General features: G+C 66.3%; 23 protein-coding genes, 1 tRNA gene, 1 pseudogene and 1 CRISPR repeat array. Of the genes and pseudogenes, 11 read left to right on the top strand and 14 right to left on the bottom strand.

Annotated elements, in window-relative coordinates:
* From ABZS69_RS26875 to queC, 11 genes are all read right to left on the bottom strand, one after another.
* Positions 1 to 182, bottom strand: a 182-nt coding sequence (locus ABZS69_RS26875; protein WP_355377329.1) for a hypothetical protein, incomplete at its 3' end; no start/stop codon positions are given.
* Between the two features lie 219 nt (positions 183 to 401).
* Positions 402 to 1,943: an ISKra4 family transposase gene (locus ABZS69_RS26870; RefSeq protein ID WP_355377328.1), complete on the bottom strand. Its 1,542-nt coding sequence runs from the start codon at positions 1,941 to 1,943 to the stop codon at positions 402 to 404.
* A 117-nt stretch (positions 1,944 to 2,060) separates the two neighbouring features.
* Entirely contained in the window at positions 2,061 to 2,606 is a 546-nt protein-coding gene (locus ABZS69_RS26865; RefSeq protein WP_355377327.1) for a hypothetical protein, read from the bottom strand.
* 385 nt (positions 2,607 to 2,991) lie between these two features.
* Complete coding sequence (gene dbpB, locus ABZS69_RS26860) at positions 2,992 to 4,101, bottom strand: DGQHR domain-containing protein DpdB (RefSeq protein ID WP_355377325.1); 1,110 nt, start codon at positions 4,099 to 4,101, stop codon at positions 2,992 to 2,994.
* The gene (gene dpdA, locus ABZS69_RS26855; RefSeq protein ID WP_355377323.1) at positions 4,101 to 5,336 is read right to left on the bottom strand and encodes a tRNA-guanine transglycosylase DpdA; all 1,236 of its coding nucleotides are present in this window, start codon (positions 5,334 to 5,336) and stop codon (positions 4,101 to 4,103) included. Before dpdA ends, dbpB (ABZS69_RS26860) begins: the two co-directional genes overlap by 1 nt.
* Complete coding sequence (gene dbpB, locus ABZS69_RS26850) at positions 5,333 to 6,481, bottom strand: DGQHR domain-containing protein DpdB (protein ID WP_355377321.1); 1,149 nt, start codon at positions 6,479 to 6,481, stop codon at positions 5,333 to 5,335. The genes dpdA and dbpB (ABZS69_RS26850) overlap by 4 nt, the downstream gene beginning before the upstream one ends.
* Positions 6,478 to 6,975 carry a hypothetical protein gene (locus ABZS69_RS26845; protein ID WP_355377319.1) on the bottom strand — a complete coding sequence of 166 codons (498 nt, stop codon included), beginning with the start codon at positions 6,973 to 6,975 and terminating at the stop codon, positions 6,478 to 6,480. The genes dbpB (ABZS69_RS26850) and ABZS69_RS26845 overlap by 4 nt, the downstream gene beginning before the upstream one ends.
* Positions 6,976 to 7,447: 472 nt before the next feature.
* A complete protein-coding gene (gene folE2, locus ABZS69_RS26840; RefSeq protein WP_355377317.1) occupies positions 7,448 to 8,242 on the bottom strand; it encodes a GTP cyclohydrolase FolE2 in 795 nt (264 codons plus the stop codon).
* Positions 8,242 to 8,598, bottom strand: coding sequence for a 6-carboxytetrahydropterin synthase QueD (queD, locus tag ABZS69_RS26835; protein WP_355377344.1), 357 nt, complete (start codon positions 8,596 to 8,598; stop codon positions 8,242 to 8,244). Before queD ends, folE2 begins: the two co-directional genes overlap by 1 nt.
* Positions 8,598 to 9,236, bottom strand: coding sequence for a 7-carboxy-7-deazaguanine synthase (gene queE / locus ABZS69_RS26830; protein ID WP_355377315.1), 639 nt, complete (start codon positions 9,234 to 9,236; stop codon positions 8,598 to 8,600). Before queE ends, queD begins: the two co-directional genes overlap by 1 nt.
* 7 nt (positions 9,237 to 9,243) lie before the next feature.
* Positions 9,244 to 9,948, bottom strand: a complete 705-nt coding sequence (queC, locus tag ABZS69_RS26825) for a 7-cyano-7-deazaguanine synthase QueC (RefSeq protein WP_355377313.1) — start codon at positions 9,946 to 9,948, stop codon at positions 9,244 to 9,246.
* Positions 9,949 to 10,445: 497 nt separating this feature from the next.
* Here queC and ABZS69_RS26820 point away from each other — a divergent pair, with 497 nt between their 5' ends.
* Both ABZS69_RS26820 and ABZS69_RS26815 read left to right on the top strand, forming a co-directional pair.
* On the top strand, positions 10,446 to 10,961 hold the full coding sequence (locus ABZS69_RS26820; RefSeq protein ID WP_355377311.1) for a VUT family protein: 516 nt from the start codon (positions 10,446 to 10,448) through the stop codon (positions 10,959 to 10,961).
* 559 nt (positions 10,962 to 11,520) lie between these two features.
* Positions 11,521 to 12,381, top strand: coding sequence for a DUF4268 domain-containing protein (locus tag ABZS69_RS26815; RefSeq protein ID WP_355377309.1), 861 nt, complete (start codon positions 11,521 to 11,523; stop codon positions 12,379 to 12,381).
* 157 nt (positions 12,382 to 12,538) lie between these two features.
* Here ABZS69_RS26815 and ABZS69_RS26810 read toward each other — a convergent pair.
* A pseudogene (locus tag ABZS69_RS26810) lies at positions 12,539 to 12,637 on the bottom strand (IS5/IS1182 family transposase); the annotation flags it as partial.
* A 67-nt stretch (positions 12,638 to 12,704) separates the two neighbouring features.
* On the opposite strand from ABZS69_RS26810, the gene ABZS69_RS26805 reads away from it, so the two are divergent.
* Positions 12,705 to 12,778 (top strand) — tRNA-Arg (locus ABZS69_RS26805).
* 279 nt (positions 12,779 to 13,057) lie between these two features.
* Positions 13,058 to 13,390: direct repeats of the CRISPR family, unit length 26 nt; unit sequence CTCCCCGCGCACGCGGGGATGGTCCC.
* A 247-nt stretch (positions 13,391 to 13,637) separates the two neighbouring features.
* Here the strand turns inward: ABZS69_RS26805 and ABZS69_RS26800 are convergent.
* Positions 13,638 to 14,876 (bottom strand): benzoate/H(+) symporter BenE family transporter, encoded by a 1,239-nt coding sequence (locus ABZS69_RS26800; protein WP_355377307.1) that lies wholly within the window; start codon positions 14,874 to 14,876, stop codon positions 13,638 to 13,640.
* 109 nt (positions 14,877 to 14,985) lie between these two features.
* Between ABZS69_RS26800 and ABZS69_RS26795 the strand changes: the two genes are divergently transcribed.
* Complete coding sequence (locus ABZS69_RS26795; RefSeq protein ID WP_355377305.1) at positions 14,986 to 15,528, top strand: XRE family transcriptional regulator; 543 nt, start codon at positions 14,986 to 14,988, stop codon at positions 15,526 to 15,528.
* 446 nt (positions 15,529 to 15,974) lie between these two features.
* Positions 15,975 to 18,809, top strand: a complete 2,835-nt coding sequence (locus ABZS69_RS26790; protein ID WP_355377303.1) for a BTAD domain-containing putative transcriptional regulator — start codon at positions 15,975 to 15,977, stop codon at positions 18,807 to 18,809.
* Between the two features lie 9 nt (positions 18,810 to 18,818).
* Here the strand turns inward: ABZS69_RS26790 and ABZS69_RS26785 are convergent, their stop codons facing one another.
* Positions 18,819 to 20,036, bottom strand: coding sequence for a hypothetical protein (locus tag ABZS69_RS26785; protein WP_355377301.1), 1,218 nt, complete (start codon positions 20,034 to 20,036; stop codon positions 18,819 to 18,821).
* Between the two features lie 299 nt (positions 20,037 to 20,335).
* Here ABZS69_RS26785 and ABZS69_RS26780 point away from each other — a divergent pair, with 299 nt between their 5' ends.
* The 6 genes from ABZS69_RS26780 (at position 20,336) to ABZS69_RS26755 (ending at position 24,694) form a co-directional block, all read left to right on the top strand.
* Positions 20,336 to 20,869, top strand: a complete 534-nt coding sequence (locus ABZS69_RS26780; protein ID WP_355377299.1) for a TlpA disulfide reductase family protein — start codon at positions 20,336 to 20,338, stop codon at positions 20,867 to 20,869.
* A 105-nt stretch (positions 20,870 to 20,974) separates the two neighbouring features.
* Entirely contained in the window at positions 20,975 to 21,166 is a 192-nt protein-coding gene (locus tag ABZS69_RS26775; RefSeq protein ID WP_355377297.1) for a hypothetical protein, read from the top strand.
* Between the two features lie 34 nt (positions 21,167 to 21,200).
* Positions 21,201 to 21,824: a MauE/DoxX family redox-associated membrane protein gene (locus ABZS69_RS26770; protein ID WP_355377295.1), complete on the top strand. Its 624-nt coding sequence runs from the start codon at positions 21,201 to 21,203 to the stop codon at positions 21,822 to 21,824.
* Between the two features lie 28 nt (positions 21,825 to 21,852).
* Positions 21,853 to 22,407, top strand: a complete 555-nt coding sequence (locus ABZS69_RS26765) for a redoxin domain-containing protein (RefSeq protein ID WP_355377293.1) — start codon at positions 21,853 to 21,855, stop codon at positions 22,405 to 22,407.
* Positions 22,404 to 24,239, top strand: a complete 1,836-nt coding sequence (locus ABZS69_RS26760; RefSeq protein WP_355377291.1) for an ABC transporter ATP-binding protein — start codon at positions 22,404 to 22,406, stop codon at positions 24,237 to 24,239. Before ABZS69_RS26765 ends, ABZS69_RS26760 begins: the two co-directional genes overlap by 4 nt.
* Positions 24,236 to 24,694 (top strand): S24/S26 family peptidase, encoded by a 459-nt coding sequence (locus tag ABZS69_RS26755; RefSeq protein ID WP_355377289.1) that lies wholly within the window; start codon positions 24,236 to 24,238, stop codon positions 24,692 to 24,694. Before ABZS69_RS26760 ends, ABZS69_RS26755 begins: the two co-directional genes overlap by 4 nt.
* Positions 24,695 to 24,708 lie beyond the last annotated feature (14 nt).

Raw genomic sequence — 24,708 nt, 5'->3', positions numbered from 1 at the left:
AAGTTGTGGCCGCGCTCCAGGGCTTCGTCCAGCAAGGCACGGGCGACCCCTGGGCGGTGCAGGTTGAGGTAGGCGCGGTCGCTGGTTCGTAGCACTCCGCCGTTGTGGAGGAACATGCCGTCGTTGACCAGACGGCCGGGCCCTCCATGGAAGACGATGACCAACTGGCCCGGAGCCCCCACCTGCCGGAGAGTCAGGACCTCCTGGCAGTCGTCGTATCGTGGGAGATCTGCCTCGTCCTGGTAGTGCTCGTGACGGTGACCTGCTCTCCAGTGGTAGGTGAGCGATCCGACGACAAGACGGCGGGGAGGACGGCTTCGACCCATGTCGGATCAACGTAGTCGGCGCTCGACTACACCTCAAAGGATTTGCGTGTGGCTCGCTCTCAGTGCCGGGAGCGATCAAGCGGTGAGGGCATATCCGTCCTGGTAGCTGGTCTGGTGGACACGCTCGTGTTGCCGGGCGAGGTGGTAGTGCCAGTAAGCGTCGAGATGCCCGTTGGCGGTCAGCGCGCGGAGTTTCAGCACCGCTTCGGCTCCGGCTAGGCCCCATCTGGCTCCGGCCAGGTCGAATCTGTCGGCGATCAGGTGGCGGCAGGCGCCTTCGATCACGCCGGTCGCGATCGGCCATCCCTCCTGAAGCGCTTGGTCGTAGCGCAGGTGTCCGGCGTTGTTGGTCAGGTAGCGGATGCAGGCGTCGATGCCGTCGCGGCGCCGGGCGGGTAAGGCGGTGGCTTGGGCGGTCAAAGCGGTGATGACCTGGTTGGTGTGCCCGGCCAGCAGTGCCAGGGCGTGGGTGGCGACCCAGGCCTCGGCGGCCGGGGCGGCGGGCGGGTGCAGGCTCCAGGCCGCAGCCCACAACTTTTCGATCACATGGACGAAGTCGATGACGATGTGCACGCCGATGCCGCGGCGGGCGGCCTCGGCGTTGATCAGATCGAGCTGGTGCCGGGCTCCGTCGACGAGCACGACCCAGGGACGGGCATGCGTGGGATCGCGGGCTTCGGCGTGGTCGAAGACCTTGGCGATCACAGTACCGGGGTCGGTGATGATGGAGCCGCACAGCCACTTGCGCTCCGCGCGTGGCCTGGGCCGCGGCCGGCGCTGGCCGCCGCGTCCGCTGGGGACGGCGATCACATCGTGGGGGCGCCGGGGTGCGGGTTCGGCGTCGTAGACCACGCCGAGGGTGGCCATTCTTTTGCGGGCCGGTTTCTCCCCAGACGCCAGCCGGGTGCGGAAGGTCGCTCTGGCGCGGGCGGCGGCCTTGGCGGTTGCGGGCCGCAGCGCCTCGGGGCGCATCGCGATGCCCTTGGCGTCCACGCTGAGTGCCAGCACCGTGCACGACGTGCACGGCAGCAGAGTCTGCGCGGCGTAGAAGGCGTCGACGTCGGCCGCGGCCTGGGCCACGAGCTGCTCGATCTGCCGTTTGCCGATCACCTGGCCGCAGCGTGCGGTGATTGCCGCGTGGGCGGTGTCGAACGAGCCGCGCACCGCTTCGATCACCGCCAGTCTCGCCAGTCCGGCCGAGTGCCGCACCGCCGGCAACGACAGCACCGCGTCCGCCGGATAGAGGTTGCAGGCGTTCGGGGCGCGCCAGGCGCATCGGGTGACCCTCACCGTTCCGACCACGGTGGCCAGCAAGCGGTGATGCCCCATCTCCACCCGCCCTCGCACCACGCCGTCGGCCCCGTTCACCATCAGGGCCGCCCCGTCATGGCGGGCGCGGTGCACCTGCTGGCGCTCCCGTAATGCTCGCAGGTCAAGATGCGCCTGCAGCAGCTGGCGTTGCAGCTCACGCCCCTGCTCGACGATCGTGTCCTCCAGCTGATCATGCGTCAGCGACGCGGCTGCCGCAGCGGTGAGCTGTCCGATCAGACAGTTGAAGGTGTTCTTCGCCTCCGCAAAGACGTCAGCGGTGACGTCTGTGTCGTACGGTGCCTGCACAGGGCTCTTCCTTCGTTCAGGGACGATTTGGTTGGCACCTTCGAACCTGACGACGGAAGAGCCCCGCCACAATCACCTGCCCGGTGACGAGGTAGACGACGCAGCGATGCCGTCGACTCACCCTCCGTCGACCTGCCCGGCCACCTCGCGCGCCACCGATTCGGTCACCGTGAACAGCCCCGGTCCCTCTTCCCGCGCCCACCCGCGTTCCACCAGCCGCTTGAGCTTGGACCGCAGCCCTTCCCGCTTGGCGGCCTCATCCGGCAGCCCCATCGCCACCGCGATCTGCCCGGCCCGCAACGCCCTCCCGGCATCAACCATGATCTCCACCGCGTCCCGGTACGCGCGCGGCAACACCGCCACCGTCAGGCCCGGCTGCCACGGCGGCACCGTCACCACACCAAGTGCCGACGGCCCCGCCTGCACCGATGCGACCAGGTCGGCCACATCGACGACCTCGGCGGCACCTGCGGGCTCGTCGACCAGCTGGGCAGCCTCGCCCAAGATCTCCTCCACGGTCTCCCGCGTGATCACCAGCCGTGACAACCGGCCCTGCTCCGCCTCCAACCGTGACTCCAAAGCGATGATCTGCTCCCGGATCTCCTCGATCCGCTGCCGGGCCACTGCCTCACGCCGCGCCAGTTCCTCCAGCAACGAACCCACCGTCACCACCGCCTTACACGCCTGCACCCACGGTAGAAGGCGGCACCCCAATCAACCAGTCATGACCACAAAAGCCCAGCTCAGACTCTCACTGAGGAAGAGCCGCACCCAAAGCCGTTGGCACCAAATGTGAAGGTGATGAGAAGCGCCCACCGCGTCAACAGCGATCAGTTGCGTCAAAGTTCCCGCAACGCTGACATCATCGTGCTGGCCACTCGGTGCGCGAAGCATGCCGCCACCGGGGCCATTCGGGAGAACGCCAGTGATGGCAGCATGATCGTGACAGCGGACGGGTCTGGTTCCGCATCACTGCTGCGAGCCGCCGTTGAGGGACTGCAACGGTGCTCAAAGGGCCGTTGAGGGCCGAACCGCAGCCGGAACCATGTCAGAAGAGAGCTTCCTGGTTGATCAGGTAAAGCAAACCGTCCGTGAGCAAGCGCACGTCGTTAGGTGTGTTCTGGAAGCTGTTCCACTTGCGGGCCTCGCTTGTGCCGAATCTCCAGGAGCCGCCCGTCCAGGCAGCGCCTGCCTCGATTCGCTTCAGTGCGTCGTTGACGGCACTTGCGATCTCATGTGGGGCCAGATCCTCCGTGAGATGGTCCATGATGAAGCCCATCGCCTGGATTCCCACGCCGTGGGTAAGTCGCGAGAGTCTGGGCGGTTGGGCCCACGCCTCGGGGAACGTCTCGCGTACCAAACCCCAGTAGGTGTTCAGATGGGCGAGCATCTGATCGACATCGCCAGCACCGTCATTGGGGTCGCGATACTGGTAGAGAGCACCCTGATACAGACTGTGCTCGATCATCCGGAGGATGCTGTTGTCCTTGATGTAGCCATCGGGCGATGTGGGCGTAGCGATGGATCGATAGAACGGCTTATTGAACGCCCCATTGAGGCGGGTCATCAGAGCCGCGGGAAGTTGGCGACGAGCATATGCGGGGGGCAGGTGTGTGTTCGTGTCCGGCAGAAGCTCGTGGATCAAGCCCTTAGGAAGGGGCTTGGTGTTGTTGACGAGAATGAACTGAGCGCGCTGCTCGGCATCGTTGTCCGCTATGAAACCGACGGCCGCGACAGGAAACTCTCCGATGTCGGCATCCCGTATAGCAGCACTTCGCTGCTGGCCGTCTACCACCCATGCCGGCTTCTCGTCATCCTCTAGGGTCTCGTCCATGGGGACGACCAGTTCCCCGGGCACCGAGTAACCGACTTCGAGGCTCGTGACGCTGGCTTCGAAGCGAACACGGCTGTCGAAGGCGAGCACTAGCGCGTTCGGCAACATCGGGTTCTCGGACTCCAGATAGCGCTGGATGGCCCGGATATGGCTCGCGACCTCGGGCCGCTGGTATCCCTGGAGTTGGTCCTTCGCATCACGGCGTATGCGGGAAACCGCCGCGAACTCGTGCAGCCTCTTGCCGTCGACGGCGAAGCAATATATACGGCGCGATCCCTGCCGGACCTCCAACGCTGGGAGACGAAGGATCTGGCGATCGGCCATCAGTTCTCCTGTTCAAGGGGGTGCTTGATGTGGTGCATCTTAGTGGCGAACACTGACAGATTATGGAACCCGCGGCTCTTGTTCCGTTCAGATCCACGAAAGATAGCTATCTCGATACCACGCGCCGCGCAGATCGTGCACTTGCATGACTTCCAAGGCTTAGCTTCAAGAGTAACTCGATAGGCCGGAATCCTGCTCTTCTTTTCTTCCGGCTCCACCAACTGCTCGTACTCTTCAAGAATCTCGATTACTCTATCTACGGTTTCGGATCCCTCGTCATAAGCACGCAAGCGCTTCAGGCATTCCCGCTCTGCAGCCTTGGCCTTCCCCTGCAATACCTCGCCTGCCAGGATTCGCCGTTTGAGAGCGGGATTTCCGTCGACCTGAGGAACACGAATAGCAGTATATGCCACGGTCTCCGTGTGGTAGTTGTTGCGATCGTCCATGAATGACTGCCGGAACGGCGAGGTACTGTCGAAACTGGTGACGCCATGGAGCGCGAATTCTTCCATCGATGCCACCCTGGTGATCCCCAAAAGATGCAACTCTGTCCTGGACAGACGCAACTGATCGATTTCTTTCAGGCAAGCAAGGATGTCCGCCGTCTTCAGAGGAACCATGCCTCCGAGGGCGATACGCTGATAGCCGATTTCCTGGAGACGTCGGACGCTATCCGCGTAACTGGCGGGACTCCATCCCTGAGCGGCGCCAACGGGTACGATCTTATCTCCTCTGCGTCCAACAGCCTCATAGAAGTCACCGGCGTACTGCAGGGAGATTTCACGTCGCTTCTTCCAGGCTGGGTTCGCTTCTTCGTCCGAGACTTTCGGGTCATAACCGAAGATCACGTGGTCGATACTGATTCCGGCGTGAAAACCGCAGCGCTCGTAGAAGTCGAGAACCTCGTCGATCGTATATGGGGGAAGTTCTTCGTCGACGTAGTTGAAAGCGCCACAGTCCCCCAGAGTCACGATGTCCTCGGGAAGTCTGAAGTATCTGGAAACACCTAGCCGGTAGAGCCGCTCCCGCTGCGGCATCGAATATTTTCCGGCTCCCTTCACGGAACCATCTACAATTGCCTTACTGACAAGAAGACCGTCGTAGGGCAATGGTTTAAGGATCTCGTGCGCATACTTGTCATCGCGCTGCCGCACGCGATACGGCGAGTGCTCCTCGGTAACAAAGTTGAATGTCGGACTCACCTGGTCTTGACTGTCCGGAAAGTAGAACTTCATACGAGACTCCTGCGCGCGATCTGATAGACGCGAATCAGATAGTTGGAGAGCTCGTGAACATGCTTGCTCACATTCTCGATCTCGTTCCAGCGGTGCCCTATCTCTTCCCAAACCCCGGATGTCCATCTGCAGTGCGGAGCGAGAAGTTCCAAATGCTTTCTCACTGTTTCAGGCGCGTCACTACGCATGGGGTCGACGGTGCCTAGAATGCGATCCATGAGACGGCCCATTGCCCTGATGCCGGCACCGTGCATGAGACGGCTTTTCTCCGGGGGCTTGCCCCAGGCGTCCGGAAAGGTTTCTCGAACCGCCGCCCAATAGATGAAGAGCGCCTGGATGATCCCGTCGAAGTCGGTCTCTCCTCGGCCGATGTCGCGATAAGGGTAGAGGGCGCCTGAAGGGGATGTGAGACTCTCCTGAATCATGTCCACGATTCCGGTGTCGGTAACCACTGCACCGGACTGCTTGGCGCCGCCAGTGGAGGTACGCTTTATGAGGCCGTGGAACGGCGAGTTTTTGTCCGAATGCAGGATGTCACACAGTTGCGACGGGGCCTTTCTGATGGCGAGCCGCGGTGGAAGCGGGCTGTCGACCTCGGGAAGGAGTTCAGTCACAAGTCCACGAGGGAGCGGTTTGGTGTTGTTGATCCGAACGAACTGATCCCTCTGCAGATTTACCGTGTCCGCGATGAAGGCAATGATCGGCGTTGGGAAGTCCCGGCGGCGTGCTTGCGAGAGCGCCAAGGCCCGTTGCTGACCGTCGACGATCCAAGCCGGCTTGGGCTTCCCCTCCTCCGAGAGGGGAACAACGAGTCTGCCTGTGTCCGAGACACCATCGTCTGGATGCCTGTTTCCACCACGAGTGCTTCTGAAGTGCACCCGCGAAGACAGCGCCATGATGATCGGGTTTGGAAAGATTGGCAGGTCGCTATCCAGGTATTGGACGATCTCGTGGATGTGCTTCTTCACCTGCGGACGCTGGTAACCGATCAGCTTCCCTGCCTCATCCCTGCTCACTCTCGAGATGTCAGCGAACTCCAGAATCTGATCCGCACGTAGCATGAACACGAATAGCGGATAGTCCTTCGCCTGAATAATGCGAAGGGCACGGACTTCGATTGCGCCCGACCTCTGTAGTGTCGTCATTGCCAATCACCTCTCGAAGCACGCTGCTCTTCACGAAACAGATCCCTGAAACGGGCCTGCTCACAGGAGAGTCCCGAACTCCGCAGTTCGCGCAGTAGAGGTGTGGCCGATGAAGGTCCATATTCCAATCGCTTCCGGATGAAGGTACGGACTTCTTCGTCTGTCATCCGAATTCCGGCCGGCTTTTGAGGGACCTCCGGCGCAGCTGCGAGGGTGTTGCTCATGAGCTTGGCCAGTAGCGGGCGCTGCACGGCGTCTCCACGCAGACGCGATTCCTTCAGCACATGCATCGCCGCCCGGGCGTTCAGCGAAAGGAGGCTCCCACCGACGACCGACCTGAGGGTCGCCGTGACAGGAACCACCAGATCATCGATCTCTGCACAGCGTCCCGCAGGCCCGATGACCGAGAGGTTGTCGCTGTTAGATAGCCTCGAACCAGCTGCTCTCAGGTCGTCGGCACATGCGCGGAGATAGGGATCCGAGAGAACGGCCACGATCGCTGCATCCGGATAGAGACTGGCCAATCCGGCGAAGGAGCGTGGCTGCCCACGACGCGGCCCGACCCACCGTGAGAGGAGCTTCCACCACTGGCGAGTACCGTCAGCGTCGGGGGCCACCGAGTCCTCATGCCCGAAGGCGAACGTAGCCGCATACGGGGCTATAGGCGCATCTACAGGAATCAATCCATACCCTGCAGAGCACACCCACAGGGTTGCCTCCTGGCCAACTACCTCTGCTAAGTCACGCGCGATAAGCCAGTGCTCGCCCGCATACATACTGCTCGCGGCGACTGGAGTTCCTGCGCCTGATAGGCGCTTGATCCATTCGTCGCTACGCCCAACCGCTCCCTTGGCCTTCAAGCTGCGCACATGGAGGTGTTCAGGAACGGGGACTCGCTTGCGGTTAGTGCACGTCACCACGACATGCACGGCTTGGCCGTTTCGGCCAACATTGTCGACCATGGCGCTACGCGCCGTTCGGCGAGGTCCAAGAGACCGCCGCATATGCCGCATGGTTGTGAATGCTCTCGTCGTTGACGGCGCGCACGCGATAGGCGGTGATGCGGTCAGAAACCGACAGGACCTGGCAGACATTACGAACCATGTCTTCGACGAAGACCGGGTTGTCATAGCCAGCCATGGTCACATGACGCTCGTCCGGACGCTTGAGCAGGGCGTAGACCGGTGACGAAGCTGCGCCCTCGGCAACGTCTATCAATTCGTCAAACCAGAGGTCGGTCGCATGATGGGACGGCTTGACCTCGATCGTGATGTGCCCGCGCTGATTGTGCGCACCACGATCGCTGATGGCTTTGCTGCAGGGGCACACACTGGTGACCGGTACTTCGACACTCAACACCAACTGAGTATCAGCCACACTGCTGTTCGCAGTCACGGCACAGGTGTATTCGACGAAGGCGCGTGACCGTGTAACGGGTGCTTCACGCTCGAGGAAGTAGGGGAAGGCTAGGTGGACGCGCGCACTGGAGGTCCCCATGTGCTGTCGCAAGTCGTTGGCTATGCCTATCGCCGTAGAGGGGGTCAGTTGCTCGCGAGCATCGTGCAGTACTTCAATGAATCGGCTCAGATGAGCGCCCTTGACTTCAGGGCCAAGCGTCACCGACATCGTAGCCGTGGCCACAGTCTCACGCTTGGCGCCCTCGCCATCAGCTACGAGGACGGGGTACCGGATGCCTTCGATTCCGACTTCATCCAGTGCTATGCCACGGCTGTCAGGTGCCGCCTGTACATCGGCGAGCATCAGTCCTCCCCTCGGTAGATGCATCCGGAAGTGCATGTCTCTCGGACGTGAATCGCCGACAGAGGCAACGAGCTAACCAATCGGTCCCAGATCCACTTAGCGAGGACTTCGCTGGTGGGGTTCTCCAGCCCTGCGATCTCGTTCAGGTAGTAATGATCGAGTCGGTCCAGTAGCGGCTTGAATGCCTTCTTGATCTCACCGAAGTCCATCAACCACCCAGTGACGGGGTCTAGCTCACCGCGGATGTGCACTTCGACGCGATAACTGTGTCCGTGAAGCCTGGCGCACTTGTGGCCATCAGGTACGTTCGGCAGCCTGTGGGCTGCTTCGAACGTGAATTCACGAAAGATCTCGATCAACGGATTCCCAAGAACTTGTGAGTCTGGACACTCAACTGCCAGTGCGGATGGTCGAGGCAGTAGTCGATGGCAGCTTTGGTGTTGGCGACCAGGTCCTCGCCATCCATCGGCTGAAGCAAGAACCGATCGAAGTCGAGGTCTTCGAAGAGCTCCGGCTCGGCGCCGACTTGGGGATACACCAGCTTCAAGTCATGCCCTGACGTCAGGACGAGATCAGTGCCTGCTTTCGGGCTGACGCAGATCCAGTCGATCCCTTCAGGGGCTGCTCGAGTGCCGTTGGTTTCAACGGCCACCTCAAACCCCTCAGAATGAAGGGCGTTCACAGCTTCGGCATCAAGCTGGAGAAGGGGCTCTCCACCTGTGCACACCACGTAGGGTCGACTGCGGGGATGCCGGTCACCTGCCCAGGTCTTGGCAACAGCGGCAGCGAGATCGGCAGCCGTTGCGAAGCGTCCGCCTCCCGGGCCGTCGGTGCCGACAAAATCCGTATCACAGAACTTGCAGATCGCGCGGTGTCGATCTCTTTCTCTGCCTGTCCACAAGTTGCAACTGGTGAACCGGCAGAACACGGAGGGCCTTCCTGCGTGGCTCCCCTCGCCTTGGAGTGTGTAGAAGATCTCCTTGATCCGATACACGCTCGGATCAAGCCTTCATGGATGTGAAGGATGGGTCGACTAGCCCCAACTCGGCGAAGCCTCGCCCACGGAGAAGGCAGGAGTCGCAAGTCTCACATGCACGCCCGTCGATCGGGTCGTAGCAACTGTGGGTCAAGGAGTAGTCGACGCCCAGGTCGAGGCCACGCTGAATCGTCTGTGCCTTGGTCAGGTTGATCAGCGGAGTGTGAATCTTCAGCTTCTGAGTACCTTCAACGCCAGCCTTCGTTGCGAGGTTGGCCATGCGTTCGTAAGCCTCGATGTACTCGGGCCTGCAGTCTGGGTATCCGCTGTAGTCGAGGGCGTTGACCCCTATGAAGACATGGGATGAGCCAAGAGTCTCCGCCCAGGCAAGCGCGAAGGAGAGGAAGATGGTGTTGCGGGCCGGAACGTAGGTGATCGGAATCTCGGCGCCCAACTCGTCGACACTGTCGTGATGCGGGACATCGAGCGCCTCATCGGTGAGTGCGGATCCCCCGAAGACCGTGAGGTTGATGTCGATGATCACATGTTGCGCGGCGCCCAACTCCGCTGCGATCTTCTTGGCCGCCTCGAGTTCCTCCGTATGGCGCTGCCCATAACGGAAGCTAAGGGCGTACGTCTCATAACCCTCATGCTGGGCGATCGCGAGGACCGTCGTCGAGTCGAGACCGCCGCTCAAGAGCACAACAGCCCTCGGCCTGTTCGCAGCCATCCGATCACCCTCCGTCATCGTGGTTTCACCGAAACTTACACCTCAGCAACCTCATGAGGCAGCGTAGTTACCGAAAGATGCATCTGCCAACCTGGCCGCTACCCGCGGAGATGCAGGCACATCGCTCTCGTAACTGTCCCGCGAGCGAGCCCGCACCCGATCACCACATGCCAGGCTAGATGTTGCCGAGAAAATGAGCCCTATTGCGACACAAATTGATTGAAGAAACTGTAGACCAGCCACCGATCACGAGGCAGCAGTTTCCTCTCTCTCGACCGCGGCACCACGAAGATCATGGCCAGGGACCGCAGGTCACCTTGCAGGAGATACTGCCCCGTCAGAAGCCAAGATCATACGATGTATCCGACCAAGCGGAGGATCTTCCGGCAATCAAGGGACCCGTACAGTTGTCGGTGCTTTGCGCTGTACTGTCAGGACCCTCGCCCTGCCGGCATCCGCCTGGGCAAGACAGACCGTTTTGATCAGAGAGTAGACACGTGAAGGCTTCCGTCACCGCTGGCAGCGCCGTCCTCCTCGCGTACATCGCTACGATCCCTGCCGCCAACCTTGCAGTGACCCACTTCGGGGCGGTCCCCGTAGGCTTCGGTTACCTCGCGCCCGCCGGCGTCTACATGGTGGGATTGGCACTCGTACTTCGAGATCTCTGCCGAGAAACTGCAGGCCGTCTTGCCGTCTTGGGAGCTATAGCGGCTGGCATCGTCATCTCATATGTACTGGCCGACCCTGACCTCGCTGTGGCATCAGCCGTAGCCTTCGCCGTCGCCGAACTAGCGGACTTCGCTGTCTACGAACCACTTCGCCAGCAAGGATTGCTGATCGCCATGGTCGCCTCGAATGCGGTAGGCATCCTGTGCGACAGTCTCTTGTTCCTGAAGCTGGCCTTCAACTCCTACGAGTACCTCCCAGGGCAGATTCTCGGCAAGGTCTGGATGACAGTTGCGGCAGTTGCCGTGCTGGCTCTTCTACGGCGGTGGAGAAGGGCGACGGTCTGAACGCGCGACAGTCGCTTGCGTCGGCGACCGCTACTCGACTACAAGGAGATTGAGCACACGGACACCGCGATGTGGGCTGACGAACTGCTGGACGCCCTCTTGGTCCGAGTCCGCGGGCTGCCGTGCGCCTTCTGGTCCTCACCATCTGTGAGCCTGCCATCCGGCTTGATTGCCACTAAGGAAAGTTGAGGCCAGCTTCAACGGGTGCAGGGACATGCGCGGGATGATCTTTCACGTGGTATAGGCGGTGCGCGGCATCTCCGCAGGCCAGAGCACGTAAGCCAGTCGTGCAACCACCACTCTCCTACAGCGAGTTTGCGGCGGGAGAGACGGCGATTGAGACCCCACGGCACATTCTCGCGAGCCGTACGGCAGTCACAAAGCAGAGTCGCGAGGTTACGCTTCGACCATGACCGATAGCGAGAAGGTGGTCCGGAGCGGTCGACCAGACTTGAGTCGGCTAACGCCGGTAGACTTACGCGAGGTGTGGCGACACGAGGCACGCGACTTCACGCCCTGGCTGCTGGAGAGCGCTGACGTTCTCGGTGAGGAGCTGGGGATGGATCTGGTGCTGGAGGCTGCTGAGCACCCGGTGGGAGGATTCCTGCTCGACTTAATCGGCGTGGATGAGGCTACCAATGAGAGGGTCATCGTTGAGAACCAGCTCACGCCGACCGATCACACTCACCTAGGCCAACTTCTGACGTATGCCGGCGGTACTGCCCCCACCAACGTGGTTTGGCTGGCCACGTTGTTCCGCGACGAGCACCGTGCAGCGCTGGAGTGGCTCAACACCAGAACCGACAAGAACACACGGTTCTTCGGCGTCGAGATCCGCCTGGTCCGCGTCGGTGACTCCCCGCCAGCCCCGATGTTTCGAGTCGTTGTGCAGCCCAACGACTGGGGCAAGCAAGTTAAACAGGCAAGCTTGCCCAACGCGACCGGCCGCAGCCTCGCCTACCAGCAGTTCTGGGCGCGCTTTATCGACCGGACACGCTCCCAACAGCCAGGGTGGACCAGGGCACGCAAGCCTCCGGCGCAGAACTGGTTCGAGTTGTCGGCGGGCGTGACCGGCTTCTACTTCACCGTCTCCTTCTCGAGACAAGGGCTGCGCAGCGAGCTCTATCTCGGCGGTGAGGCCACCGTCAACGAGCGCGCACTAGCTGCGCTGCTCGCCGTCAAAGCTCCCCTCGAAACTTCCTACGGTGGGCCCCTGATCTACGAACCGCTACCCGACAGAATCGCTTGCCGGATCGCTGACTACAGCCCTGGAAACATCGAACAGACCAGCGACTGGGACGCCTATCTTGACTGGTTCCTCGATTCCCAGGTCCGCCTGCGCAAGGCCCTCGATGACGTCGGTGGCCTGCCCAATCTGTATCGGAGAGCCATCTCCACCGCCAGTGATCCCAGCACGTGACGCCCACCCGTCGCGCTATGCATTAATCGCGGCACGAGCGGACGTTGCCACGAGCCATGAGGTCGGGTCGAGTTCCTAGCAGGGCGACGGCCGCCAACCGGTCGGCGCAGCCGGAGCTTGGCCAGCACCGCCTGAAGGCGCGGTGCAGTCCAATGTTGCCGGCGGTCAGGTGCAGCGTCAGCGGCAGCCCGCAAGCTTCGATGAGCAAGTGCAGCATGGTTGTCAGCCCGCCGCGGGACCGTCCGAGCGCGTGCCGCTTAGGGACATGCGCGGGATGATCTTTGGGGTGGCGCACGCCGCGCGAGGCATCTGCCGAGCTCAGAGGGTGTATCCCAGCTGTGCAACCTCCGCTCTCCTAAAGCGGGTGCCGCAGGTTCGAATCCTGCCGGGGGCACCAGGTTCGACCAGCAGCAAAGCGCCCTTGACCAGCGGAAACGTCGGTCGAGGGCTTTTTGATGTGTCCGGCGGTGTGCGGCTGTGGGTGATCGCTTGCGGATGATCGTGCCAAATACGTGCGCACGGCTGACGGCATGCAACACTCTTGCTGAGCCCCTCCACCAACCACGCGTGATCATCACGCTTCCGCAAGCCATCACGGGAGTCCGCAATGTCCGATTCCACGAAAGTGCTTCAGAACGGCCCCTTTCGCCGCTAAACACGCAGGTCAAAGAGAGTGCTCCCCGCGCACGCGGGGATGGTCCCATGTAGATCTTCAAAGGGGATCGCGGAGCGACGTGCTCCCCGCGCACGCGGGGATGGTCCCGCGAAGCAGGCGTTCTATGCCGGAGTTCTCCCGTCCTCCCCGCGCACGCGGGGATGGTCCCCCGCTGGGCCTAGGGCGCGTCCCCTCCACCCTGTGCTCCCCGCGCACGCGGGGATGGTCCCACCTTGAACGTGATGTCCTGGCGCAGGCCGATGTGCTCCCCGCGCGCACGCGGGGATGGTCCCTTGTCGAGCTGATCCCGCATGTGCCAGGAGATGTGCTCCCCGCGCACGCGGGGATGGCCTCATCTTGCCGCTCCGGGTCGGCGCGATGATCGCATGGTCCCGCACGCACAGGACGGTTCCAGTTTGGACAACCCAAGTTGACTGCCTATGAGGCAGCAACAGCCCGAACAGGTTGGCTGTGCCAAATACGTGCGTAACCTCGCTCTGCTGGCTCCCGCCCTATCCGTCTGACCTGGGAAAACATAGGGGACGCTCGCCTGACTCCTAAAGCGGGTGCTCGGCCGCCTTGGCGGGCACCACCGCTTCCACTACGACGACTGATCAGCCGGTATGCCGGCCGCCCGGTCCTCGGGACGTTCCGCATCGGCTTCCGAAGGGGATGACGGTTGCTGTTTCGACGGTGGTCGCTTGTGCAGCAGGAGTGCGGTCAGGCTGCCCGCTACCAGGCCCCAGAACGCGGCGCCGATGCTCAGGATCGTCATCCCCGACGCGGTGACCACGAAAGTGACCACCGCGGCCTCCCGGCCCTCGGGCTCGGTTACCGCGCCGGCCAGCGACGAGCCGAGTGCCGACAGCAACGCCAGGCCGGCCACCGCGGTGACCAGTACGGGTGGGGACAGCAGCACCAGAGCCATGGCGAGGCCGGCGCCGAGGCCGAGCGTCAGTTGTCCGGCGCCGAGGGCCACCGTCGCGATCCATCGGCGGCCGGGGTCGGGGTGGGTGTCCGGGCCGGCGGTCAGCGCCGCGGTGATCGCGGCCAGGTTGACGGCGTGACCGCCGAACGGCGCTGCCGCCGCGCTCGCCAGGCCGGTCGCGACGAGGACCGGGCGCAGGGGCGGCTTGTACCCGTATGTCGCCATGACCGCCATGCCGGGGACGTTCTGCGCGGCCATGGTGACGAGGAACAGCGGGATGGCGATGCTCACCACTACGGACGGGTTCAGCGTCGGGGTGGTCAGCTCGACCGCGGGGCGCAGCGCCGCGCCGGACAGGCCGGTGCCGGGTCCGTGCACCGCGATGGCGATGACCGCCACGACGAGCGCGCCGGGAACGGCCCACTGCCGCAGGTACCGCTGTAACACCGCCCAGGTCAGGACGACGGGCACGGCCAGCAGCGGGATGTCGACGACGGCGCGGACCGGTGCGGTGCACAGGCTGAGGATGACGCCCGCCAGCATGGCACCGGCGATCGGACGCGGGATGGCGGCTACCGCCCGGGCCGGCCAGGGCGACAGGCCGGCGAGGACGATGAGCCCGGCGCAGACGATGAACGCGCCGACCGCGGCGGGGAAGCCGCCGGGCACGGGACCCGTCGCCACCAGCAGCGCCGCACCGGGGGTGGACCAGGCGACGCTGATCGGCATGCGGTACCGCAGCCCGAGGAAGATCGCCGCTGCCCCGATGCCGCAGCACAGGGCGAGCAGCCCGGACGCGGCCTGCCCCGGCGTCGCCCCGACGGCGCGCAGCCCGGCGAGCACCACGGTGAACGAACTGGCGTAGCCGACCACCGCGCTGACCAGCCCCGCCATGACGGCCTGCACCCGCACGTCCACTCCTCAGTGTTCGCCAGACTCCCAATCGTTCCGTTTACGGAACGAACCATAGCCAGACGGCCACCGCGGGACAAGCCCGGCAACGGAATGCAAGGATTGCCGGGTGGACGGCCGTGAGACGGATATCGGGAGTCGGCTGCGGCGATTGCGCGAGGCCCGCGGCATCTCCCTGTCGGCGCTGGCCCGCAGCGCCGGCATCGGCAAGGCCACCCTGTCCGGCCTGGAACTGGGCACCCGCAACCCGACGCTGGAGACGCTCTACGCGGTGGCAGGAGCCTTGGGCGTGCCGTTGACGGCCCTGGTTCTGGAGCCCGGCGCACCGCCCGCGGAGGCCGTCCGCGTGCCCGGCGCCGCCGTGACGGCCACGCTGCTGGAGGTCTTCGAGGAGCCGACCGCGACGTTCGAGTTGCTGCGCATGCGCGTCCGCCCCGGCATCGTGCAACACTCGCCACCCCACGCCCCCGGCGTGACCGAACACATCACAGTCTACGCGGGCGTGCTGCGCGCCGGCCCGGCCGACGCGCCCCTGCTGGCCGCGCCGGGCGAGCACATCTCCTGGCAGGCCGACGTCCCGCACATCTACAGCACTGTCGGCCCGGACGAAGCACTGGCCACCCTGTTGATCCGCTCCCCCCGACAGGCCTGAGCCACCGAACCCGACGCGCGGTGCCGGTGGCGGCGGTGGCGGTGGCGGTGGCGGTCGTCAGCGTGTCGCGATGATCTACGATCGTCCCCCGTCCCCGAAGAGACTCGGCCGGCGCACGCTCGCGGGCAGCTGTCATGAAGGGCCGGCACGATGGTTGTCCGTGTCTGCCGGCCCGCTGGACGGTTACGAAGGACGTTTGAAGATCGTGCCGTCGGTCCAGGACACCGCTCGGGTCGTTGCCGAGTAACGGGCCGCGTTGCGGTGGCGTGAGAGTCGGTCGCGCAGGCCGGTCCCTCCAGGAGGGGCGGTACCACTCTCGGCGGTGATGTGCTGTGTCAAGGAGCACGAGCCGACGGGTAAATGAGCATAGTGTGATGCTGGCCCGGGAGGGATGGTCAGGGGAACCAGGGATGGCGTTCCCGCGACCATGAAGTGGAATCCGGGCGATGGTTGAGCCGGTGGTGGAGTTCCGCCTGCTGGGCGAGGTCGAGGCGGCGGTCGGCGGTCGGCTCGTGGAGCTCGGCCACGCCCGGCAGCGATGCGTGCTGGCGCTGCTGCTGATCGAGGCCAACCGCACCGTGTCGGCCGACCAGATCCTGGACCGGGTGTGGGGCGACCTGCCGCCGCAGCGCGCCCGCTCGGCCGTCCACGGCTACCTGTGCAGGCTGCGCCGGGCCCTGACCGCCGTGGACGCCGTCGGCCTCGTCCGGCGCCCGGGCGGATACGTGCTCACAGTCGACCCGATGGCCGTGGACCTGCTCCGGTTCCGCCGGTTGATCGCCGAGGCCCGCGCGGCGGAGGAGGGCGGGACCGCGCTGGCCCTGTTCGACCGGGCTCTGGGGCTGTGGCGCGGAGAACCGCTGGCGGGACTCGACTCACCGTGGCTGAACGGCATCCGCCATGGCCTCGCCATGGAGCACCTGGTCGCCGAGCTGGACCGTAACGATCTCGCGCTCGCCCGCGGCAGGCATGCCGAGCTGCTGACCGAGCTGACCGCCCGCGCGGCAGCACACCCCCTGGACGAACGCGTGGCCGCTCAGCTCATGCTCGTCCTCTACCGCTGTGGCAGGCAGGGGGACGCCCTCGACTTCTACGACCGGCTGCGGCGGCAACTCGCCGAGGAGCTGGGCGCGTCCCCTGCCCAGGCGCTGCGGGAGTTGCACCTGCGGATCCTGACCGCCGATCCGGCCTTGGCGGCGCCCGCTCCCGCGGCGGCCGGGCAGTTCGCGCAACCGGTGACTCCGCACCTGCTGCCCGCGCCGCCGCGATCGTTCACCGGCCGGGCCCGCCAGCTCGCCGCGCTCAGCGAGGCCATGCACGACCCGGGCGGCACCGTGGTGATCAGCGGTGCCGGCGGTCTCGGGAAGACCTGGCTGGCCCTGCGGTGGGCCCACGAGAACACAGAACGGTTCCCCGACGGGCAGCTGTACGTCAACCTCCAGGGGTTCGACCCGGCCGCCGATCCGGTTCACCCGGCGGTCGCGGTGCGCTCCTTCCTCGACGCGCTCGGCGTGCCACCCGCCGCCATCCCGCCGGATCCCGAGGCGCAGGCCGCGATGTACCGAAGCCTGACCGCCGGCCGGCGCATGCTGATCGTGCTGGACAACGCCCGCGACACCAACCACGTGACGCCGCTGCTGCCCGCCACCCCCACCGGCGCCGTCCTCGTCACCAGCCGCCGGACGCTGACCGGCCTGATCACCGCCCACGGCGCCCGGCCCCTGGTCCTGGACGTCCTGACCGACACCGAGTCGCGCCAGTTGCTCACCGGCGAGTTCGGCGTCCGCCGGACGGAGGCCGAACCCCAGGCCGTCACCGCCCTGATCCGCCACTGCGGGGGCCTGCCGCTGGCGCTCGGCGTCATCGCCGCCCGCGCCGCCGTACACCCCGATTTTCCCCTCGACGTGCTCGCCGGGGAGCTGCGGCAGGCCACCACCCGGCTGGACGCCCTCGACGGCGGCGAACTCGCCGTCAACCTGCGCGCGGTCCTGTCCTGTTCCCGCCGGGCCCTGACCGCCGACGCGGCGCACGCCTTCGCCCTCCTGGGCCGTACGACGGGACCGGAGATCAGCCTCGCCGCCGCGGCCAGCCTCACCGCCCTGCCCGTCGCCCGGACCCGCGCCCTCCTGCGCGAGCTCGCCGACGCGCATCTGGTGGACGAGCCGGTCCCGGACCGCTACCGGATGCATGACCTGGTCCTGCTCTACGCGGCCGAACTGTCCGCCGGCCTGGACACCGGGAGGACCGCGCTGCGGCGGCTGCTCGACCACTACCTGCACACCGCGCACCGGGCGGACCAGGCGCTCAGCCCGTACCGCGATCCGCTCACGCTGCCCCCGCCGCAGCCGGGGGTCGTCCCCGAGGACGTCACCCACCACCGGGTGGCGCTGGCCTGGTTCACCGTGGAGTATCCGGCGCTGCGGGCCGCCATCGACGAGGCCGGCGCCGAGTTCGACATGTACGTCTGCCGGCTGGCGTGGGCGCTCATGACCTTCTGCGACCGCCGGGGGCTCTGGCACGACCAGGCCGCCACGCAACGCGCCGCCATGGACGCCGCCCGGCGGCTGGCCGACCGTCCCGCACAGGCTCACGCCCACTGCGGCCTCGCGCGCGCGTACATCTCCCTGCGCCGGTACGACGACGCGAGCGCCCACCTCCAGCAGGCCCTGGACCTCTTCCGCGAGCTCCGGGACCAGATCGGGCAGGCCCAGGCGCACCGCTGCGTGGCCCGGCTGTTCGCCCAGCAGGGTGACCACCGGCAGGCGCTGCCGCATGACGAGCAGGCCTACGAACTGTTCCTCGCCGCGAAGAACCGACGTGGGCAGGCCGCCGGGCTCAACGCCATCGGCTGGCACCGCGCCCACCTGGGCGAGGCTCGGCAGGCCCTCGTTCATTGCCGCCAGGCCCTGACTCTCTACGAGGAGATCGCCGACCGGCAGGGGCAGGCGACGACCTGGGACAGTCTCGGCTACATCCACCGCCGCCTCGGCCGCTTCGTCCAGGCCGTCACGTGCTACGAGCGGGCGCTGGGGCTGTTCCGCGAGCTCGGGGCCAGGACCTTCGAAGGCGGGGCGCTCCACTCGCTCGGCGACACCCACCATGACGCCGGAGATCCCGATGCCGCCCGCCGCGCGTGGCAGGACGCGTTCGGCATCCTCGACCAGCTCGGACACCAGCACGCCGAGGTGGTCCGCGCCAAGCTCCAGCGGCTCGGCCCACCCGCCGCCATGCCGGAGCCCTCGCGGCCGGCGGGCGCCGCGAGGGCCGGTGGAATCAGGTGATCGCCGAGGTCATGGCGCCAGCCATACGGAGATGCCGAGCGCCTCGTCGTAGTAGTCGGCGGCGCTGAACACCTCGCCGTTGTCGCAGTTGCCCACGTGCGAGCCGTAGGCGACGTCGCCGAAGGACCAGCCGCCGCCGCTGTCGCCGCCGATGCCGACGTCGTTGTCGGTTCCCACCAACCGCTCGGTCGCGTAAGGGAAGGGGGAGAACGTGCAGGTCACCGAGACGCTGTCGACGTCGGGGCTGCAGTGCCGGACGTTGGAGGAGCGGCCGTACTGGCAAACGGACTCACCGATGGAGATGTTGGACACCGCCTCGACCGACGTGGCGGCCCGCACGTCGGTGCTGCTGGCGTAGAAGACCCCCGCCTGGATGGTGGGGCCGAAGTGGTACTCGATGTCGCCCCAGGCCCGGCGGTGCTGGAACTGGGGCGTGGTCGGATACGACTGCCCGGCGGCGGTCCAGTCGATCTCGTTGATGCCGTCGCAGTGGCCGGCGGTGGTGATGCCGGGCAGCAGGCCGCCGCTGGCGAGGATCGGCCAGCCGCTGGTGCACTCCACGGCTGCACCGCGCATGCGTTCCCCGCCGTAGCCGTACTCCAGGCTGGTGACAGGCTGGTCACTCACGGCGAGATCGACGTACGAGCGCAGATTCTGCGGCAGCGCGGCCAGCACGGCGCCCGGCCGCGAGTCGACGCCCGCCTCCTTGGTGACCTCGGCCGGGATCCTCCCCGCCCCGGCGATGTCGACGGAGGTGGCCACGGACTTGAAGCCGTAGGCCACCAGCGCCTTGTGCACGGCCAGCTGGCGCTCCTCCAGTTCGCTGAACGAGTACGGCTGCCCGTCCTTGACGACGACGTCGATGCCCGCACCGGCCACCAGCCGGTCGACGAACGCATCGGCGGGTCCCTTGACGTAGAGCGTCGGCGCCCCACCGGGCTGCGGGTTGACGGCCGAGCCGATGAAGATCTCCGGCCGCTCGCGCGCGACCTTGCCGGCGAGCTCACCGATGGTCTCCGCCGCTCGGTGGTCCGCCTTGGCCTGCGCCAGGGTCCAGCCCTTGGCCTGGGCGACCAGCGTCAGATCCTGCTGCAGCGCCTCCGCCGGCGTCTGAACGGGCGGCGGATCCGGTAACCCGGCCTCGGCGGCGGCTGAGACAGGCGATCCGGTCAGCAGCAGCGCCACCGAGACCAGGAGGGCGGCCGGCCCGAGAATTCGTTGTTTCACTGACGTACCTCCATTGGGGGATGTGTGGTCGTCAGCTTGCGGGGCCTGCCTTCCGCGAACCTTCGGCAACCCTTGAATCCGCTGGCCACGCCTGATGACCGGACCAAGCCCGCATTCGCCCCTTGGCTCAGCGCATCCGACATGTAGCAGTCGTATGGCCAAAATGTGGCGGCCGAGGTTTGGATCTTTCTCCAGATGGCCGCCTGTCGAAGACAGGAGCCATTGGTGCGATTTTCGCCGGCAGGACAGGCGGCGAGCACATGCGTACCGGTGCCGTTAGGTCCTACGAGAGGCCGCATGTGGTGATATTGATCGGGCTGGGGCTCGGGCTGGTCGGCGTCGTCAGCGCACTGAATCTGGCGATCCTCCTGGTCGTGCTCCGTCGATGGCGAGAGCTGGAGGCCACGGGCGGAGGCGCATCCAACGTTCGGATGATCGATCGGATCCCCGGCTTCTCCACCCGCGCCCTCGACGGCACCACGGTGAGCGAGCGCACGCTGCTCGGGACTGAGACCCTGGTCGGGTTCTTCTCGCTCACCTGCAGTGCCTGTGTCGCGGCCGTACCCCTCTTCGCCGGACACGCGGAGCGGCTGCGGACCGCCGGAGGGACCTCCTTGGCGATCGTCCACGGAGACGACTCGGCGAACAGCGAGCTGGCCGCGATGCTCAGCGAGGCGATGGACATCGTGATCGCCGAGGATTCGGCGGCCGAGCTGTCGAAGCGGTTCGGAGTCAAGCACTACCCGACCTACGCCTGGTACGGCCCCGACGGCGTGGTGACCACGGCGGGCGCGGGCGTCGCCGCCCTGCGGACCGAGCTGGTCTCCCCTTAGCCCGTCCCGAAGGCCCCCAAATGCCCGCGCGGACCGCGTTCAGCCCTTTCTCGGCGGCGTACGGCCCGTATGCGGAAACAGATCCACCCACCTAAAGGAGATGCCATGTTCCAGAAGCTCACCCGTGCCGTCGAAGTGCTGCTGCCCAAGGCCAATGCCGACGCCGGTTGCACCCCCGAGTCGTGGATGGAGTACAAGATCATGGGCGGCGTGTGTTTCGGCCGCACCTGCTCGCTCAACGGCGCCTGCGTGAAGCACTGCGGCGCCTGGTACAGCTACAGCATGAACTACTGCTGATGCCCGCCCGCTGTCGGCGTGCCTGACGCGCGGCGTGGCCGCTCTCGCCGAGGGCGGCCACGCCGCGCCCGACGTGCTTCTGTACGCGGGCACGCACCACCCCTCCAAGGAGCCTCTCCTGTACGTATTGTTCGCCTGCCGCCTCACTCTGGCGGCGGTGATGACGCTCGCGGCAGTGGCCAAGCTGCGCTCCTCAGGTGCCTTCGCCGCCTCGCTCGAAGACTTCGACTTCATCCCCTCGCGGTCGCACCGCCCGCTGGCCGTGCTGATCCCGGCCGCCGAGGTGCTCATCGCCCTGCTGCTGGCCCTGCCGGTCACCGCGACGACCGGTCTCCTCGCCGCGACGCTGTTCTGCTGCGGCCTGACGGCCGTCCCGATCCTCGTCGTAGCCCGCGGGAAGAGGATGCGGTGCGCCTGCTTCGGCGTCAGTGAGGTGCGCATGAGCGGCTGGCACATCGCCCGCAACGCCGTGCTGCTCGCGGTGGCGGGTCTGGGCTCGTTCGTGGCGATGTCCCCCGGCGACGGCGTTCCCGCCCAGATACCGGGGATCGTGCTGGCCGTGGTCGCGGCCAGCGTGCTCACCACTTTGATCGTCTCCGTCGATGACATCGCCGCGCTCTTCGAGTCCCCGGTCGCGGCCAAAAGCTCCGGCCGGTGAGACGGCGCCGGAGCCGGAAAGGACATCCGTGGAATACCTCGTCGCGGGACTCGCTCTGGTCGCTGCGGTCACCGTGCTGAACGTCGTACTGACCCTGGCCCTGGTACATCGCTGGCGGGCCCGGATGAGCGGCCCGCCGGACGCCCACCACCACAGCCCGGAGCTGGGCATCGCGCCCGGAGACCGGATGCCCGGCTTCACCGCGATCACCGCCGACGGCACGACGGTCACCCGCGACGAGCTTGCCGGTCGGCCGGTGCTGATCGCCTTCCTGTCGCTGGACTGCGAGGCCTGCGACAGCAGTGTGCCCGAGTTCGGCGAGCGCGCCCGCCGGGTACGTGACGCGGGAGGCCTGGTGCTGGCCACGGTGGTCGGCGTCGACGCGGCCGAAAGCGAACTGGTCGCGCGGCTCGTGGACCTCGTGGACCATGTGGTGCCCGAATTCCTCGACTCCCCGGTCGGTGCTCTCTTCGGGGTTCGGTTCTATCCAGGATTCGCCTACTACGACCCCGACGGGATCGCCACCGCTACCAGCATCGGCTTGCAGGGCCTGGGCGAAACCGCGCAACCCCTGGTGCCATGAGCTCCGTCATCCGCGGGACGTACGCGGCCTACGCGCTCGCCTGGCGCGCCTGCCCCGGCATGCTGGTTCTCCAGTGCGTGATGGCGGTGACCGGTGGCGTGGCGCCGGTGGGCACCGCCTGGCTGACCAAGGTCGCACTCGACGAGATCGTCGCCCCCGCCCCCCGCATCGGGGCGCTGGTGTGGATGGCGGCCGGCATCGGCGCCCTGGGCATCGTGCTGGCCGCCACCTCGGCCGTCACCAACTACGCGCAGGGACGTGCCCGGCGCGCCATCGGCCTGTACGCACAGGACCGGCTGTTCGACGCCGTCAACCGGATGAACGGGCTGGCACGCCTGGAGGAGCCGCGCTTTCACGACCGGCTGCGGCTGGCCCAGCAGTCCGCGGAACACGCCCCGGACCAGCTGGTGCAGATGGGCCTGTCGACCGTCCAGGGGGTCCTGGGCATTGCCGGGTTCCTGGGCACCCTTGTGATGATCAGCCCGGTCATGGCGGGCGTGGCGCTGGTGGCCGCCGTACCCACGATGATCGCCCATCTGGCGTTGAGCCGGCGACGAGCGGGGCTGGTGTGGCGCACCAGCCCCGGCATGCGGCGCAAGTTCTTCTACCAGATGCTGCTGACGGATCTGCAGGCCGCCAAGGAGGTCCGCCTGTTCGGGCTGGGGCCCTTCTTGAAGGGCCGGATGCTCACCGAACTGCGCGCGGCCAACAGCGCCGAGGATCGGCTGGAGCGGGGCGTGGTGCGCGTTCAGGTGTTCCTCGCCGTTCTCGGGGCGCTGCTGTCGGCCGGGGGGCTGGTGTGGGCCGTGCACGCCGCGGCCGCCAGGACGATCAGCATCGGCGACGTGTCGGTCTTCATCGCCTCCCTGGCCGGACTCCAGTCCGGGCTCGGTGTCCTGGTACAGGGGATCGCCATGGGACACGGGTCCGCTCTGGTCTTCCACCACTATCTGACGGTGGTCGGGGTCCGGGACGACCTGGTCGAGCCCACGCGGTCCCGGGAGCTCGCCCCGCTGGCCCACGCGATCGAACTGAAGGATGTGTGGTTCCGCTACGGCGAGGACTTCCCGTGGGTGCTGCGCGGGCTGAGCCTGACCATCCCCTACGGCACCAGCCTGGCCGTGGTCGGGCTCAACGGCGCCGGCAAGAGCACCCTCATCAAGCTGCTCTGCCGGTTCTACGATCCGCAGCGCGGCTCGGTGCTGTGGGACGGGGTGGACATCCGCGACGTTCCGGTGGCGCAGCTGCGTCAGCGGATCGGGGCGGTGTTCCAGGACTACATGGACTACGACCTCACCGCCTCCGAGAACATCGGACTCGGGGACCTGGCGGCGATCGACGATCCCGGCAGGGTCCGGGCCGCCGCCGAGCGCGCCGGGGTACACGAGACTGTCGAGCGGCTGCCGTCCGGGTACCGGACGATGCTGAGCAGGGTGTTCCACGCGGGTGACGAGGAGGAGGACGCGCCGGTGAGTGGCGTCCACCTCTCCGGCGGGCAGTGGCAGCGCCTGGCGTTGGCCCGCGGGCTGATGCGTCAGGGCCGCGAGCTGATGATCCTCGACGAGCCCAGCTCGGGGCTCGACGCGGTGGCCGAGCAGGAGGTCCACGACCGGCTACGGGAGCTGCGGGCGGGCTCCACCAGCGTGTTGGTCTCCCACCGGCTCAGTGCCGTCCGCCGGGCCGACCGGATCATCGTCGTACAGGACGGCCGGATCGTGGAGAGCGGCGACCACGCCTCCCTCATCGCGTCCCCGGACGGCATCTACGCCCGCCTCTTCCACACCCAGGCGGAGGGCTACCGGGAAGACCCGACCACGGTGGCCGCCGAGTGAGCGCCCTGGGCTGGGCCGGCGTGGCCGCGATGGTGATCGGGACCATGGTGGCCGCCCGGCTGCTGCTGTCCACCGTCACCGTACGAGGCGGCAGCATGGCCCCGACACTGCGGCACGGCGACGTACTGCTGGTGCTGCGCCACCGCCGACGGCCCCGGACCGGCCGGATCGTGGTCGTCCAGCGTCCTGACCGCGACACGGGGTGGGACGGCCCCGCCGACCTCTCCGGAGCCGCCGGATGGTACGTCAAACGGGTCGTCGCAGCGGCGGGAGATCCGATGCCGGCTTGGGTGCCGGGTGAGCAACCCGGCCGCGTACCGCCGGGCATGCTGGTGCTGCGAGGAGAGCACCCCCATTCGGAGGACTCCGCGCAGTGGGGCCTGTGCCCGGCGGACCGGATGTACGGGGTGGTGCTGCTACGGCTGCCCACCGGCGGCGAGCGCGTCACCGCCTGACCAGCACCGCCGGT

The organism is Nonomuraea sp. NPDC005650 (genome assembly GCF_040605375.1).
Taxonomy (GTDB): Bacteria; Actinomycetota; Actinomycetes; order Streptosporangiales; family Streptosporangiaceae; genus Nonomuraea.
The sequence above is the reverse complement of the archived record's forward strand: the minus strand, read 5'-3'. Positions and strand labels throughout refer to the sequence as shown.